This is a genomic window from Chimaeribacter arupi, from assembly GCF_002858805.1.
GTDB classification, from domain to species: Bacteria; Pseudomonadota; Gammaproteobacteria; order Enterobacterales; family Enterobacteriaceae; genus Chimaeribacter; species Chimaeribacter arupi.
In genome coordinates, this window is record NZ_PJZI01000004.1 from 73,933 (window position 1) to 88,287 (window position 14,355).

The window sequence follows — 14,355 nt, forward strand, 5'->3', positions numbered from 1 at the left end:
ATGTGTAAACTTTAACCCGCTATGCGGATGACAAAAATGGAAAAGGTATGAAGAACTGGAGAACGCTGATTCTCGGCTTGGCTATCTGTGCCAATACCGCGTTCGCAGCACCGCAGGAAGTTGACCGGGTCGCCGCCGTGGTGGATAACGGCGTCGTGCTGGAGAGTGATGTGGATGGCCTGATGCAGTCAGTGAAGATGAATGCAAAAGACGCCCGCCAGCAACTGCCGGATGACAACACGCTGCGCCACCAGATTCTGGAGCGTCTGATCATGGACAACATCCAGTTGCAGATGGCGCAGAAAATGGGCATTACCCTGACCGACGCGGACGTCGATAAAGCGATTGCCAACATTGCCGCCCAGAACCGCATGAGCGTGGATCAGCTGCGCAGCCGCCTGGCCTATGACGGCCTGAACTACGGCACCTACCGCGCGCAGATCCGTAAAGAGATGCTGATCTCTGAAGTGCGTAACAACGAAGTGCGCCGCCGCGTGACCATCCTGCCGCAGGAAGTGGAATCACTGTCGAAGCAGATCGCCGCCCAGAACGGCAGCGGTGCGGAATTCAACCTGAGCCACATCCTGATCCCGCTGCCGGAAAACCCGACTCAGGATCAGGTCGATCAGGCAGAAGATCTGGCGAAAAAACTGGTGGGTGAGATCAACAGCGGGGCCGATTTCGGCAAACTGGCGATCACCTACTCCGCTGACCCGCAGGCGCTGAAAGGCGGCCAGATGGGTTGGGGCAAGCTGGAAGAGCTGCCGACGCTGTTTGCTGAACGCCTGCAAACCGCGCAGAAAGGCCAGGTGGTCGGGCCGATCCGCTCCGGTGTGGGCTTCCACATCCTGCGCGTGAACGACATCCGCGGCAACAACCAGACAGTGTCGGTTACCGAAGTGCACGCCCGCCACATCCTGCTGAAGCCGTCCGTGGTGCTGACTGACGACCAGGCGCGCGCCAAATTGCAGGACGCGATCGCGCAGATCAAGAGCGGCAAAGCGGACTTCGCCACCCTGGCGAAACAGCTTTCCCAGGATCCGGGCTCTGCCATGCAGGGCGGCGATCTGGGCTGGGCATCCCCGGATATGTATGATCCGGCCTTCCGTGACGCCTTGCTGAAATTGCAGAAAGGGGAACTCAGCCAGCCGGTTCACTCCGCCTTTGGCTGGCACCTGATCCAGCTGATGGACACCCGCCAGGTGGATAAAACCGATGCGGCCCAGAAAGACCGGGCATACCGGCTGCTGTTCAACCGCAAATTTGCTGAAGAGGCACAGACCTGGATGCAGGAACAACGCGCCAGTGCCTACGTAAAAATCCTGGATGGCAATGCTCAACAACCCTAAACCTGTGGTCATTACGCCCGGCGAACCCGCCGGGATTGGGCCGGATTTGGTGATTGCCCTGGCTCAGCAGGCGTGGCCTGTTGAGCTGGTGGTGTGCGCCGATCCGGCTTTGTTGTCTCAGCGCGCCGCCCAGCTTGGGCTGCCGCTTTGCCTGCGCACCTACCAGCCGGGGCAGGCGTTTACCCCGCAGGCCGGGCAACTCACCGTGCTGCCGGTGGCGCTGGCGGAACCGGCCGTGGCCGGTACGCTGAACGTCGCCAACAGCGCCTACGTGGTGGAAACCCTGGCGCGCGCCTGTGACAGTTGCCTGAACGGCGAGTTTTCCGCGCTTATCACCGGCCCGGTACACAAAGGGGTGATCAACGACGCGGGCGTGGTGTTCAGCGGCCATACCGAGTTCTTTGCTGACCGCAGCGGCTGCGAACGTGTGGTGATGATGCTGGCGACCGAAGAGCTGCGCGTGGCACTGGCGACCACGCACCTGCCGCTGAAAGCGGTGGCGGATGCCATTACCCCGCAGAGCCTGCATGAAGTGATCACCATTCTGGATAGCGACCTGCGCACCAAATTTGGTCTTGCCCGCCCGCATATCTATGTGTGCGGCCTGAACCCCCATGCCGGTGAAGGCGGCCACATGGGGCGTGAAGAGATTGATACCATTATCCCGGCGCTGAACGCACTGCGTGAGTCCGGGATCCAACTGACCGGCCCGTTGCCGGCGGACACCCTGTTCCAGCCCAAATATCTGCAACATGCGGATGCGGTGCTGGCGATGTACCACGATCAGGGGCTGCCGGTGCTAAAATATCAGGGGTTCGGCCGCGCGGTGAACATCACCCTCGGCCTGCCCTTTATCAGGACCTCAGTTGACCACGGTACCGCTTTAGAGCTGGCCGGCAGCGGCACCGCCGACGCAGGCAGCTTCAAAACGGCCTTAAACCTTGCCATTAAAATGATAACCAACAGTAATGAATAATCGAGTCCACCAAGGGCATTTTGCCCGCAAACGTTTTGGACAAAACTTCTTAAACGATCAGTTTGTCATCGACAGCATTGTGTCTGCCATTCACCCGCAACCCGGCGAAGCCGTGGTGGAGATTGGCCCCGGCCTCGGCGCGCTGACTGAACCCGTCGGCGCACGCATGGACAAAATGACCGTTATCGAGCTGGACCGCGACCTGGCGGCCCGCCTTGAAGTGCACCCCACGCTGAAAGACAAGCTGACCATCCACCAGCAGGACGCCATGACGGTGAACTTCGCTGAGCTGGCGGAAGAAGCCGGGCAGCCGCTGCGCGTATTCGGCAACCTGCCGTACAACATCTCCACCCCGTTGATGTTCCATCTTTTCAGCTATACTCAGGCGATCCGCGACATGCACTTTATGTTGCAGAAAGAGGTGGTCAACCGCCTGGTTGCCGGGCCGAACAGCAAAGCCTATGGCCGCCTGACGGTGATGGCGCAGTATTACTGCAACGTGATCCCGGTGCTGGAAGTGCCGCCGACGGCCTTTACCCCGCCGCCGAAAGTGGATTCCGCCGTGGTGCGCCTGGTACCACACCGTGAGCTGCCGTACCCGGTCGGCGATGTGCGCATGTTGAGCCGCATCACCACCCAGGCGTTTAACCAGCGCCGTAAAACGATCCGCAACAGCCTCGGCCACCTCTTTACGCCGGAGCAGTTGACCGAACTGGGGGTTGACCCCAGCCTGCGTGCGGAGAACATCTCAGTGGCGCAGTATTGCGCACTGGCGAACTGGCTCTCCGCCAACCCGCCTTTGCAGCAGGAACCACAGGAGTCGCTGTAATGATTGAGTCGCCCCGCGTCTGCGTTCAGGTACAGAGTGTTTACATTGAGTCCCACTCCTTCCCGGAAGAGGATCGCTATGTGTTTGCCTATACCATCACGATCCGCAACCTGGGGCGCCATCCGGTGCAGTTACTGCGCCGGTACTGGCTCATCACCAACAGCAACGGCGGCAAAATGGAAGTTCAGGGCGAAGGGGTGGTCGGTGAGCAACCGCTGATCGCGCCGGGCAGTGAATTCCAGTACACCAGCGGCGCCGTGCTGGAGACCCCGCTCGGCACCATGCAAGGGCACTACGAGATGGTTGACCAGAACGGCGACGCCTTCCGTGTCGCTATTCCGGCGTTCCGTCTCGCCATTCCAACCATGATTAACTGATCTATGTCGACATACCTGATAGGCGATATCCACGGCTGTTACAACGAGCTGCGCGCGCTGCTGGCGCAGGTGGCGTTTGACCCGGTCCATGACACCCTGTGGCTCACCGGTGACCTGGTTGCCCGTGGCCCTGCGTCGCTGGAGGTGCTGCGTTATGTGCGCTCACTCGGCTCCGCGGTGCGGATGGTGCTGGGCAACCATGACCTGCACCTGCTGGCGGTGTACGCCGGGATCAGCCGTAACAAGCCGAAAGATCGCATCACGCCGCTGCTGGACGCCCCGGACGCGGATGACCTGATCAACTGGTTGCGCCGCCAGCCGGTGCTGCAGGTGGATGAGGAAAAACGCCTGGTGATGGCGCACGCCGGCATCACACCGCAGTGGGATTTAGAGACGGCGAAAATGTGTGCGCGTGAGGTGGAAGCGGTGCTGGGCAGTGACAGCTACCCGCTGTTCCTGGATGCCATGTACGGTGATATGCCGAACAACTGGCTGCCGGAACTCACCGGCCTGGCGCGCCTGCGTTTCGGCACCAACGCGCTGACGCGGATGCGTTACTGCTTCCCGAACGGCCAGCTCGACATGATCTGCAAAGACACGCCGGATCGCGCGCCTCCCCCGCTGAAGCCGTGGTTTGCGCTGCCGAACCAGGTTGCCGAACAAGGTTACGCAATTATCTTTGGTCACTGGGCCTCGCTGGAAGGGCGCGGCACGCCGGAGGGGATCTACGCCCTCGACACCGGCTGCTGCTGGGGCGGTGATTTAACGCTGCTGCGCTGGGAAGATAAAACCTATTTCCACCAGCCCTCGCTGCGCCAGCCGGACCTCGACGACGCCACGCCGAAAGCGTCCTGATTTTCTGCCGGGTGTTCTGAGGCCTGATGAGATGTAAAAAGCCGCCGGGTGAGTGCCCGGCGGCTTTTTTATGCGCGCGGTTCAGGCGTTACGTTACGCGCCGATGATGCCGCCATCCTCACGGGTGATCATCAGTACCGACGAACGCGGGCGCGGGCTGTTATTCGGGAAGTGGGAATCGCCCTCTTCACCGGGGTGCTGGATGTTGACGAACAGCGTGCGGTAGTCCGGGGTGAAGGCCACGCCGGTCAGCTCACAGGATTTTGGCCCCACCAGGAAACGGCGGATCTCACCGCTTTTCGGGTCACCGACCAGCATCTGGTTATTGCCCTGCCCCTGGTAGTCATCCTTATTGGTGTACTTGCCGTCAGTCAGGATCCATAAGCGGCCGTCACGGTCAAAGCCCAGGCCATCCGGGCTGTTGAAGGTGTTTTCCGCCGTGATGTTCGGGGTGCCGCGGTTCACGCCCTGCGGGTGGGCAATCGGGTTGCCGCACAGCGCGTACATGTCCCAGCGGAAGTTTTCTGCGGTGGCGTCGCCGCCCTCATCCCAGCGGATGATCTGGCCGTAGATATTGTCCGGGCGCGGGTTCGCCGCGTTCAGGGGCATTCCCTCGCCGCCACGCTTGCTGTTGTTGGTCAGGGTGCAGTAAGCGCGTCCGTCATGCGGGTTCACCGCGATCCATTCCGGGCGGTCCATGCGGGTCGCGCCCACTTTGGCCGCCGCTTTACGGGCGAAGATCACCACCTGCGCCGCATCCTGGAAGCCGTTCTCCGGCGTCAGGCCGTTCTCACCGAAACGCAGTGCCAGCCATTTGCCGGTGCCTTTCAGCGGGGTGCCGTTCTCATCGCCGTTGAACTGTGCGACGTAGAGCGTGCCTTCATCCAGCAGGGTGCGGTTGTTGGCCGGGTTGGCGGTGTCCACTTTGCCGTTGGAGACATATTTGTAGATGAACTCGCCGCGCTCGTCGTCGCCCATATACACCACCACACGCCCATCTTTCGCCACGGTCACGGCGGCATTTTCATGCTTGAAACGGCCGAGGGCGGTGCGTTTGATCGGCGTGGAGGTTGGGTCCATCGGGTCGATTTCCACGATCCAACCGAAGCGGTTAAATTCATTCGGGTTTTTCGCCACGTCGAAACGCGGGTCGAAATCGGGCCAGTTGCGCTCCGGCTCATCCGGCTTCAGGGTGTAGCGTTTCTGATCGGCCGTGGTGACAAACCCTGCTTGTTTGGTGCCGAAATAGGTGTCGAAGTTCTCTTCGCAGGTGAGGTAGGTGCCCCACGGGGTTTTGCCGTTGGCGCAGTTGCCGAAGGTGCCGAGCACCCTGGTGCCGCTTGGGTCTGCCTCGGTTTTCAGCAGCGCATTGCCGGCTGCCGGGCCGCTGAAGGTCATCGGCGTGGCGGCGGTGATGCGGCGGTTGTAGCGCGAATCGATCACTTTTTCCCAGCGCGGGGAGTTGGCGATGCGGCGCACTTCCACCACCGAGACGCCATGCGCCGCCTGGGATTTACGCACATCTTCCAGGCTGGTGGCTTTGCTGCCGCCGTGGGCGAACAGGTACTGTTCGTTGACGTATTCGTTGTTGATCGCCATGACGCCGCGGTTTTCATCCAGCGGGAAGAAGCTCATGCCGTCATTGTTGTCGCCGAACTGCTTCTCCTGATCGGCTGCGCTGTTGCCGCCGTTCGGGTCAAAAGCCGGGGCATCCGGGTGCAGCGGGTCACCCCAGGAGATCAGCACATCCGCACGGTAGCCTTCTGCCAGTACCACCTTGTCTTCCGTGGAGGCGGCGATGCCTTTGAAGCCCAGCAGCGGGCTGCCGGTGACGCCTGCGGCCGTACCGGCGGCCCAGCTTTTGCCGGGGAACGCGCTGATGCCGCCCAGGAAACCCGCCAGCCCCACCGCCCCGGCGCTGCCGAGCAGCAACTTACGGCGGGTGGGGTTGATCAGGCGATCGTCGTTCAGTTCAATTTTGTCACTCATGCGGAATTCCCTATGCTTTATTTGACGCAGCAAGGCTGCCGGCTGCAATGATGCGGGCCAGTGTAAACAGGGAAAGTGACAGGATTGTTACAAAAAACAAGAATTGTTACAGCGGGAAAACAGGGGAAACAGGCGCGTGAAGCTCACGCGCCGGGGTCAGTCAGGCGTTAACGGCGGTCGAGGATTTCGAAGCAGTAGCTGTGGGAGTTATTGTCATCTGCATCGTGGAACTCGCTGAAGGTGCTCTCCCATTCGTCCGGCTCGTAGTCCGGGAAATGGGTGTCGCCCTCGACTTCCGCATCGATGTGCGTCAGGTAGAGGCGGTCAGCGCGCGGCAGGAACTGGGTGTACACCCGCCCGCCGCCAATCACCATCACTTCAGCGGCCTCACCGGCGGCGCCGATCGCGTCGTCAACCGAGGTCACCCAGGTGACGCCGTCGTGGTCGCCCGGATGGCTGCTGATAACAATATTGTGGCGTCCCGGTAACGGGCGTCCAATAGACTCAAACGTCTTGCGTCCCATAATTACCGGTTTGTTGAGCGTGTTACGTTTAAACCACGCCAAGTCAGCCGGTAAATGCCATGGCATGGCGTTTTCCATACCAATAACGCGATCCACCGCCAGTGCAGCGATCAGGCTGATAATCATTGTTGAACCTTGTGTGTCGGAAAGTGTTGTCGTCGGAAAAAAGTGTGTCACCGAAAAGTGCTGCCACTATACGGAAAGGGAGTAAAGTCGTCGATAGCGTTCGCCCCTCCGCAAGAATTTATAAGACAGCTCTTAGCGAAGCCGGCATTTTACCGTTTATTTCGCCACAAATAGTGACTTATTCACGTGTTTCATCGTATCTAAAGGCACACCCGGCAGAATAAGATCGCCCGGACTGCCCAAAAAGGGTCAGACGCCCGGCCGCGTGCGGTAGAGCCACAGCCCCGGCAGCGACAGGCCAACCGACAGCGCGCCGACGATAAACCCGGCCCGCAGGAAATGGGTCACCATGCGTGCCATCAGCACTTCGCTGTAACCCACACGGGCAATCTCCACCACCGCGATCATCGCCGTATAAGCTGAGATGCCGGGGAACATCGGGATCACCGCCGCCACGGTAAACACTTTCGGGTGCGCCAGCAGCCAGCGTGACCAGTTAATGCCGATCACCCCAATCAGCACCGCCGCCAGCAGTGACGCCCACTCAACCGGCAGCCCGGCGTGCATCATCAGCAGCCGGGCGCCATGCCCGGCGGCCCCCAGCGCGGCGCAGTAGGGCAGCGCCCGCTGCGGCACATTAAACACCAGGGCAAACCCCAGCGCCGGAATGGCCGCCAGCGCCATATCTTCCAGCAACAGCAGCAACAGGTTCATGACCACCCCGGCAGATCAAACAGCGCCATCGCCATCACCATGCCGATGCAGGTCGCCAGCGTCAGCAGGCTGGCCATCGCCCAACGCGCCAGCCCGGTATTCACATGCCCTTTGAACATGTCCGCCACCGCGTTAATCAGCGGGAAGCCCGGCACCAGCAGCAGCACGCTGGCGGCCATCGCCACGCCTGACGCCGTATGCAGCACCTCCAGCCGCAACAGCAAACCGGCAATCGCCGTCGCCACAAACGCCGTCAGGCAGAAGTTGATCAGCGGGTTCATCTGCCGCGCGGTCAGCCACTGGCGCACCGCCATCGCGGCACCGCTCGCCACAAAGGTCACCGCCGCCGCGCTCCAGCCGCCGCCGTTCAGCCGGCAGAAACAGGCACAAGAGCAGGCGACCATCAGCACTACCAGCCAGCGCGGGTAACGCAGCGGCCGGATGTTCGCCAGCCGTTTTGCCACGTCGTCACTCTGCAACAGCTTGTGCTCCGCCAGGATCACGCAGTGCTGCACCTCAGTGACCACATGCATATTGATGCCGCGGTCGCTGTTGCGGCGGGTGGTGGTCAGGCAGTGGCCGTTGCTCAGGGTGGTCAGCACCACCGCATTGGCGGAGATGGCGCTCTCGACGGCGTCCATGCCGAGCGCGATGCCGAGCCGCGCGGCGAGCTGCTCCACCAGCATACTTTCCGCGCCGTGCTGGAGCAGCATCAGCGCGCATTGAATGCAGAGCCGGGTAATCTCCCGCTGTTGCGGGTGGGCGGTCGCCGGAGGCGGCGACAAGGAAACTGCCTGCATAACGGCCCCTTTATCATTACAAAGAAAAGGGAATTGTTAACATAACGGCAGCGGATAACCAATAAGCGTGATGCGAAATTTTGCCGGGGAGGCTATCATTCCCGTTTTCCGCTCCCGGTTTTGTCAATAATGTTAGAAACGTCTCTGTTTGTCGCGACCATCGCAGCCCTGGGTATGCTCTCCCCCGGCCCCGATTTCTTCCTGGTGATTAAAAACGCCGCCCGCTACCCGCGCTCCGCCGCCATGATCACCGCGCTCGGTGTGACCTGCGGTGTCGCCACCCATATGACCTACTGTGTCGCCGGGCTGGCGGTGGTGATCACCACCACGCCGTGGCTGTTCAACGTGCTGAAATATGCCGGTGCCGCGTACCTGATCTGGGTCGGCATCCAGGCGCTGCGTGCCAAAGGCGACAGCAAAATGAACCTCAGCCAGTTCAGCGCCCAATCCGTGAGCCTGAAAACCGCCTTTGTCCAGGGCTACCTCTGTAACCTGCTGAACCCAAAGGCCACGCTGTTCTTCCTGGCGGTGTTTACCCAGGTGTTGCAGGTTAACTCCAGCGTCGGGGAAAAACTCTGGTACGCCGGGATTATCCTCGGCCTCTCCGCCGTCTGGTGGCCGCTGCTGGTGGTGTTGATCCAGAGCGAGCCGGTGCGCCGCGGGCTGGCCAAAGCGCAGAAGATTATCGATCGCCTGCTGGGCGGTGTGCTGATCGCGCTCGGCATCAAAGTGGCGCTGAGCTGATCGCCCCTTTGGGGTGACAGGCGGGCTGCGGCCCGCCTTTTTATTGCCCGCCGGTTACATTCTGTTATACCCCCGGAAACCTCTTTCCCCCCGAACCGTCAATACGGCTTAACATTCACCGCCGTAAAAGTTGCCCTTCGCCCCACTTTTCTTTGTCGCCTGCTGAAACGCCGCTTTTGTTGATCTCGCCCGGCCTTTTTCGCCAGTTCGCTGTTTTATGGTGCTTTTCCGGCCATTCTGCCGCATCGCACCATTCACTTCACCGCAATTGAGAGGGATATTCATGGAACCTGAGCAGCGTGACGCACGCCTGGGCTGGGCGGCCTACCCGGCGTTTTTTATTACGATCATTTTCTTTTCCGGCCTGTTTTCCACCAGCACCGGCTGGTGGCGGGTGTTTGATTTCACCGTGCTGAACGGCGCGTTCGGCACCGTGAACGAGGCAGGGCAAACGGCGGTCTCCTTTCGCGGCACCGGCGGCACCGGGGCCAAAGAGGGCTTCCTGTTTGCGCTGGAGCTGGCGCCGTCGGTGATCCTTTCGCTCGGCATCATTGCCGTGACCGAAGGGCTGGGCGGCCTGCGCGCCGCGCAACAACTGATGACGCCGATCCTGCGCCCGCTGCTGGGCGTCCCCGGCATCTGTTCCCTGGCACTGATCGCCAACCTGCAAAACACCGACGCCGCCGCCGGCATGACCAAAGACCTGGCCGAAGCCGGGCTTATCACCGGTGAGGAGAAAGCCATTTTCGCCACCTTCCAGACCAGCGGCAGTGCGCTTATCACCAATTACTTCTCCTCCGGCGCGGCGCTGTTCACGGTGATTACCGTGCCGGTGATCACCCCGCTGGCGGTGATCCTGATGTTCAAATTTATCGGCGCCAACCTGCTGCGGGCCTGGATCCACAGCCTGGAGCGCCGCCGGGCGCAGGAGCAATAAGATGACGACGCAGGCACGTAAAAACGTCATGGAGATGTTTATTGACGGCGCACGGCGCGGCTTCACCATCGCCACCACCAACCTGCTGCCGAATGTGGTGATGGCGTTTGTGATCATCCAGGCGCTGAAAGTCACCGGGCTGCTGGAGATGGTCGGCAACCTCTGCCGCCCGGTGATGGCTATCTGGGGCTTGCCGGGGGAAGCGGCGGCCGTGTTGCTGACCTCGCTGATGAGCATGGGCGGCGCGGTCGGCGTCTGTGCCAGCCTGGTGGTGGCCGGGGCGCTGACCGGGCATGACGCCACGGTGCTGTTGCCCGCCATCTACCTGATGGGCAACCCGGTGCAGAACGTCGGGCGTTGCCTCGGCACCGCCGGGGTGGACGCCCGGTATTACCCGCACATTATCGCGGTCTGTGTGATTAACGCGCTGCTCTCCCTGTGGGTGATGCAGGCGCTGGTATAGGAGCGACCGATGGATCTTTCTTTGGCAGGTATCACGTTATTACGCGGCGCGGAGGTCTACAGCCCGGACGCGCTGGGGCAACAGGATCTGCTGGTCAGCGGCGGGCAGATTATCGCGATGGCGCCGCATATCGCAGACGACGCCCTACCCGGTTGTGCGGTGGTGGATCTGCACGGTTACACCCTCTGCCCCGGCCTGATTGACCAGCATGTGCACCTGATTGGCGGCGGCGGCGAGGCCGGCCCGCACAGCCGCACGCCGGAAATTGCCCTGTCGCGGCTGGTGGAGGCGGGCATCACCACCGTGGTCGGGCTGCTGGGCACGGACGGCATCACCCGTCATCCGGAGACACTGCTGGCAAAAACCCGCGCACTGGAGCATGAGGGGATCACCGCCTTTATGCTGACCGGTGCCTATGCGCTGCCCTCCCCCACGCTTACCGGCAGCATCGCCCGCGATCTGACGCTGATTGATAAGGTGATTGGGGTGAAATGCGCCATTGCCGATCACCGCTCTTCAGCGCCGTCGGCGGCGTTGCTGGCGGAGATGGCGGCACAGGCGCGGGTCGGTGGCTTGCTCGGCGGCAAGGCGGGCGTCAGCGTATTCCATATGGGCAACAGCCCACGCCTGCTGGCTCCCCTTTATGACATCCTGCGTGACAGCGATGTGCCGATCGGCAAACTGCTGCCGACCCACCTCAACCGCAGCGAGCCGCTGTTTACCGCCGCGCTGGCGTTTGCGCGCGACGGCGGCTTTATCGATTTCACCAGCGGCATTGAGCAGCCGATCGACGCGGCTGCTGCGGTGGCGCGGGCAGTGGCCGCCGCGGTGCCGCTGGCGCAGATCACCGTGAGTTCAGACGGCAACGGCAGCCAGCCGGTGTTTGACGCCCAGGGCAACCTTACCGGCATCGGCGTCGGCGGCGTGGACAGCCTGCCGCGCGCCCTGCGCACACTGGTGCAGCAACATCAGTTCCCGCTGGCAGAGGCGCTCCGGCCGTTCACCTGCAATGTGGCGGCGTTTCTCGGGCTGTCGGGCAAAGGCGCACTGCGGCCGGGGAGTGATGCAGATTTGCTGGTGCTGACGCCGGAACTCGCGATTCATCAGGTCTGGGCGAAGGGGAAACGGGTGGTGGATCAGGGCAAGGCCACGGTCAGAGGGACGTTTGAATAGCGCGTCGCTGAAAACAGGCAGTAAAAAGGCGGGCATCATGCCCGCCTTTTTTTCGTGCGCCCTTATGCCGGGCGCGGGGTGTCGTCCTCGACCGGGAGCTCCGCGTCTTCCGGGCGGCCCTGCCAGCCGGTGCGCTGCTCCTGCGCCAGACGGGTGTGGTCCATCGCCATCGCGTCCGTCAGCATCGCTTTCGCACGCTGCATACTGGCGATGCGGAACTCGGTGTCCTCGTAGTTCGGCAGCGTCTCTTCCAGCACCTTCAGGTTGTACTCACGGAAGATGTCCGCTTTCTCCCGCGCCTCATACGCGCCGAAGCCAATCGCCTCCAGCGTGTGCCGGGCAGTACGCAACGACCCTTCAAACAGCTCACGCTCCGGGGCCTCCACGCCGCGCAGCCGCAACTGGTAGTAGTGATCGACATCGCGCGCACGGGCGATGATCTTCAGGTGCGGGAAGTGTTCACGCGCCAGATCGGTGAGTTGCAGGTTGGCGTCCACGTCATCAATGGCGTTGATCAGCACTTTCGCCTGCGCCGCCCCGGCGGATTCCAGCAGCTCCACCCGCGTGGCATCGCCGTAGAACACCTTGGTGCCGAACTTGCGCAGCGTCTCGACGTGATCCGGATCGTGATCCAGAACCACCGCGTTAATGCCGTTGGAGAGCAGCATACGGCCGGTGATCTGCCCGAAGCGGCCAAACCCGGCGATGATGACACTCGCATGTTCATCAATGGTGTCGGCCGGGCGGGTGTTCACCGGCGTGCTTTTTTGCAGGCGTTTTGCCAGCACCAGCAGCACCGGCGTCACCGCCATTGAGAGCGCCACTGCCAGCGTCAGCGCTTTTGCCCAGTCTACCGGTAACACCCCGGCGGTCTGGGCGGTGCTGAACACCACGAAGGCGAACTCACTGCCCTGCCCGATCAGGATGGCAAACAGCGCCCGTTGCGCGCGCGGCACATTCAGTACCGGGGCGATAAGCCACAGCAGCGCGCCTTTCAGCAGCATAAAGCCGCCGAGCAGCGTAAGGATCAGCAGCGGATGGTGGATAAGCGTGCCGAAGTCGATCGACATCCCGACGCCGATAAAGAACAGCCCCAGCAGCAGCCCTTTGAACGGCTGGATATCGCTCTCCAGCGCATGACGGTATTCCGAACTGGCCAGCAGCACCCCGGCGAGGAATGCGCCCATCGCCATCGACAGCCCAGCCATCTCCAGCAGCACGCCAAAGCCGAATACCAGGAACAGTGCCACGGCGCTGAAGACTTCACGCATCCCCGATTTCGCCACAAAGTGCAGCAGCGGGCGGGTCACGTAACGCCCCAGCAGCACCACCAGCGTCAGCGCCATCACCACTTTCCCGGCGGAAAGCGCAAACGCGGCAAGCGTGGTGCTGCCGCCGCTGGTCGCCAGCAAGGGGATCATCGCCACCAGCGGGATGGCGGCAATATCCTGGAACAGCAGCACCGCAAAGGCGCTGTTGCCGATCGGGGTGCCGGTCAGGTTGCGTTCGCTCATCGCCTGCATGGCGATCGCCGTGGAGGAGAGCGCCAGCGTCAGGCCAATCAGCGCCGCCACCTGCCAGGTCAGCCCCAGGAAGTAGCAGAACGCGCTGAGCAGCAGGCCGCAACCGACCATCTGTAGCCCGCCGCCGCCAAACACCGCGACCCGCAGGTTCCACAGCCGTTTCGGGTCCAGCTCCAGGCCGATGATAAACAGCATCAGCACTACGCCTATCTCCGCAAAGGTCAGGATCGATTCGGCATCCGATACCAGGCGCAGCCCCCACGGGCCGATCAGGCAGCCGGCGATCAGGTAACCCAGCACCGAGCCGAGGCCGAAACGCACCGCCACCGGCACAATCAGTGCGGCGGAGCCGAGGTAAATCAGCCCCTCCAGCATCATTTCATGGTTATCCATGCGCACCTCCGGTCAGCACATCGGCCGATTCATTGGCTGCCTGCGGCAGCAGATAGGTGGAAAGCTGCTGGTGGTAGCGGATGGCGGCCGCCTCCAGCGTCGCCGGATCACAGTTAAAGGTGCCGTGCAGCACAAACGGCGGCTGCCACTGCATCCCGCAATAGAGCGCGGTGGCTTCCAGCGGCTGCGCCAGCGCGGCGAAGTCCGGGAAACTGCCGAGTTCAAAGTGGTGGTTGTCACCGCCGGTGGTCACTGCCCAGAGCGCTTTTTTGCCGCGCAGCGCATTGCCGCCGTGGCCATAGGCCCAGCCGTGGGTCAGCACTTTGTCAAACCAGAGCTTCAGTAACGGCGGCACGCTGTACCACTGCATCGGATGTTGCCAGACCACCAGCGAGGCGCGGCTCAGCGCCTGCTGTTCAGCCTCAACATTCAGCGTGAAATCGGGGTAGAGATCGTAAAGCGATCGCACTTCAACCTGATCCAGCTCACCGGCCGCCTGGATCAGGCGTTTGTTGGCGTGTGAGTGTTGTGGATAGGGATGGGCATAGATAATCAGGATCATAGGGATCTCACTGCAAAGCGT

15 protein-coding genes are annotated in these 14,355 nt (G+C 62.0%); 9 read left to right on the forward strand and 6 right to left on the reverse strand.

Annotated features, from left to right (window positions below; translation table 11 throughout):
* Window positions 1–47: 47 nt before the first annotated feature.
* Genes surA through apaH form a run of 5 tightly spaced genes read left to right on the forward strand, consistent with a single transcriptional unit; the run spans window position 48 to window position 4,386 of the window.
* Window positions 48–1,349 (forward strand): peptidylprolyl isomerase SurA, encoded by a 1,302-nt coding sequence (gene surA / locus CYR52_RS03850; RefSeq protein ID WP_072928777.1) that lies wholly within the window; start codon window positions 48–50, stop codon window positions 1,347–1,349.
* A complete protein-coding gene (gene pdxA / locus CYR52_RS03855) occupies window positions 1,327–2,325 on the forward strand; it encodes a 4-hydroxythreonine-4-phosphate dehydrogenase PdxA (protein ID WP_101827984.1) in 999 nt (332 codons plus the stop codon). The genes surA and pdxA overlap by 23 nt, the downstream gene beginning before the upstream one ends.
* Entirely contained in the window at window positions 2,318–3,154 is an 837-nt protein-coding gene (rsmA, locus tag CYR52_RS03860) for a 16S rRNA (adenine(1518)-N(6)/adenine(1519)-N(6))-dimethyltransferase RsmA (protein ID WP_072928773.1), read from the forward strand. The genes pdxA and rsmA overlap by 8 nt, the downstream gene beginning before the upstream one ends.
* Window positions 3,154–3,531, forward strand: coding sequence for a Co2+/Mg2+ efflux protein ApaG (gene apaG, locus CYR52_RS03865; RefSeq protein ID WP_101827985.1), 378 nt, complete (start codon window positions 3,154–3,156; stop codon window positions 3,529–3,531). Before rsmA ends, apaG begins: the two co-directional genes overlap by 1 nt.
* Before the next feature lie 3 nt (window positions 3,532–3,534).
* Window positions 3,535–4,386, forward strand: coding sequence for a bis(5'-nucleosyl)-tetraphosphatase (symmetrical) ApaH (apaH, locus tag CYR52_RS03870; protein WP_101827986.1), 852 nt, complete (start codon window positions 3,535–3,537; stop codon window positions 4,384–4,386).
* Between the two features lie 93 nt (window positions 4,387–4,479).
* On the opposite strand, the gene CYR52_RS03875 is transcribed toward apaH, so the two are convergent.
* The 4 genes from CYR52_RS03875 to CYR52_RS03890 all read right to left on the reverse strand — a co-directional run bounded on the left by CYR52_RS03875 (window position 4,480) and on the right by CYR52_RS03890 (window position 8,539).
* Window positions 4,480–6,375 (reverse strand): PhoX family protein, encoded by a 1,896-nt coding sequence (locus CYR52_RS03875; RefSeq protein ID WP_072928766.1) that lies wholly within the window; start codon window positions 6,373–6,375, stop codon window positions 4,480–4,482.
* Between the two features lie 167 nt (window positions 6,376–6,542).
* On the reverse strand, window positions 6,543–7,025 hold the full coding sequence (folA, locus tag CYR52_RS03880; RefSeq protein ID WP_101827987.1) for a type 3 dihydrofolate reductase: 483 nt from the start codon (window positions 7,023–7,025) through the stop codon (window positions 6,543–6,545).
* Between the two features lie 249 nt (window positions 7,026–7,274).
* Window positions 7,275–7,739: a threonine/serine exporter gene (locus CYR52_RS03885; RefSeq protein ID WP_165698432.1), complete on the reverse strand. Its 465-nt coding sequence runs from the start codon at window positions 7,737–7,739 to the stop codon at window positions 7,275–7,277.
* The gene (locus tag CYR52_RS03890) at window positions 7,736–8,539 is read right to left on the reverse strand and encodes a threonine/serine exporter family protein (protein WP_072928759.1); all 804 of its coding nucleotides are present in this window, start codon (window positions 8,537–8,539) and stop codon (window positions 7,736–7,738) included. Before CYR52_RS03890 ends, CYR52_RS03885 begins: the two co-directional genes overlap by 4 nt.
* A gap of 129 nt (window positions 8,540–8,668) precedes the next feature.
* On the opposite strand from CYR52_RS03890, the gene CYR52_RS03895 reads away from it, so the two are divergent.
* The 4 genes from CYR52_RS03895 (at window position 8,669) to iadA (ending at window position 11,856) form a co-directional block, all read left to right on the forward strand.
* Window positions 8,669–9,283, forward strand: coding sequence for a LysE family translocator (locus tag CYR52_RS03895; RefSeq protein WP_072928757.1), 615 nt, complete (start codon window positions 8,669–8,671; stop codon window positions 9,281–9,283).
* A gap of 283 nt (window positions 9,284–9,566) precedes the next feature.
* Window positions 9,567–10,220 carry a nucleoside recognition domain-containing protein gene (locus CYR52_RS03900; protein ID WP_101827989.1) on the forward strand — a complete coding sequence of 218 codons (654 nt, stop codon included), beginning with the start codon at window positions 9,567–9,569 and terminating at the stop codon, window positions 10,218–10,220.
* A gap of 1 nt (window position 10,221) precedes the next feature.
* Window positions 10,222–10,683, forward strand: a complete 462-nt coding sequence (locus CYR52_RS03905; protein WP_101827990.1) for a YjiG family protein — start codon at window positions 10,222–10,224, stop codon at window positions 10,681–10,683.
* Window positions 10,684–10,692: 9 nt separating this feature from the next.
* On the forward strand, window positions 10,693–11,856 hold the full coding sequence (gene iadA, locus CYR52_RS03910) for a beta-aspartyl-peptidase (protein ID WP_101827991.1): 1,164 nt from the start codon (window positions 10,693–10,695) through the stop codon (window positions 11,854–11,856).
* A gap of 62 nt (window positions 11,857–11,918) precedes the next feature.
* Here the strand turns inward: iadA and kefC are convergent, their stop codons facing one another.
* Together kefC and kefF are read right to left on the reverse strand one after the other, a co-directional pair.
* Window positions 11,919–13,772 carry a glutathione-regulated potassium-efflux system protein KefC gene (gene kefC, locus CYR52_RS03915; RefSeq protein ID WP_072928748.1) on the reverse strand — a complete coding sequence of 618 codons (1,854 nt, stop codon included), beginning with the start codon at window positions 13,770–13,772 and terminating at the stop codon, window positions 11,919–11,921.
* Window positions 13,765–14,334, reverse strand: a complete 570-nt coding sequence (gene kefF / locus CYR52_RS03920; RefSeq protein WP_072928745.1) for a glutathione-regulated potassium-efflux system oxidoreductase KefF — start codon at window positions 14,332–14,334, stop codon at window positions 13,765–13,767. Before kefF ends, kefC begins: the two co-directional genes overlap by 8 nt.
* Between the last annotated feature and the right edge of the window lie 21 nt (window positions 14,335–14,355).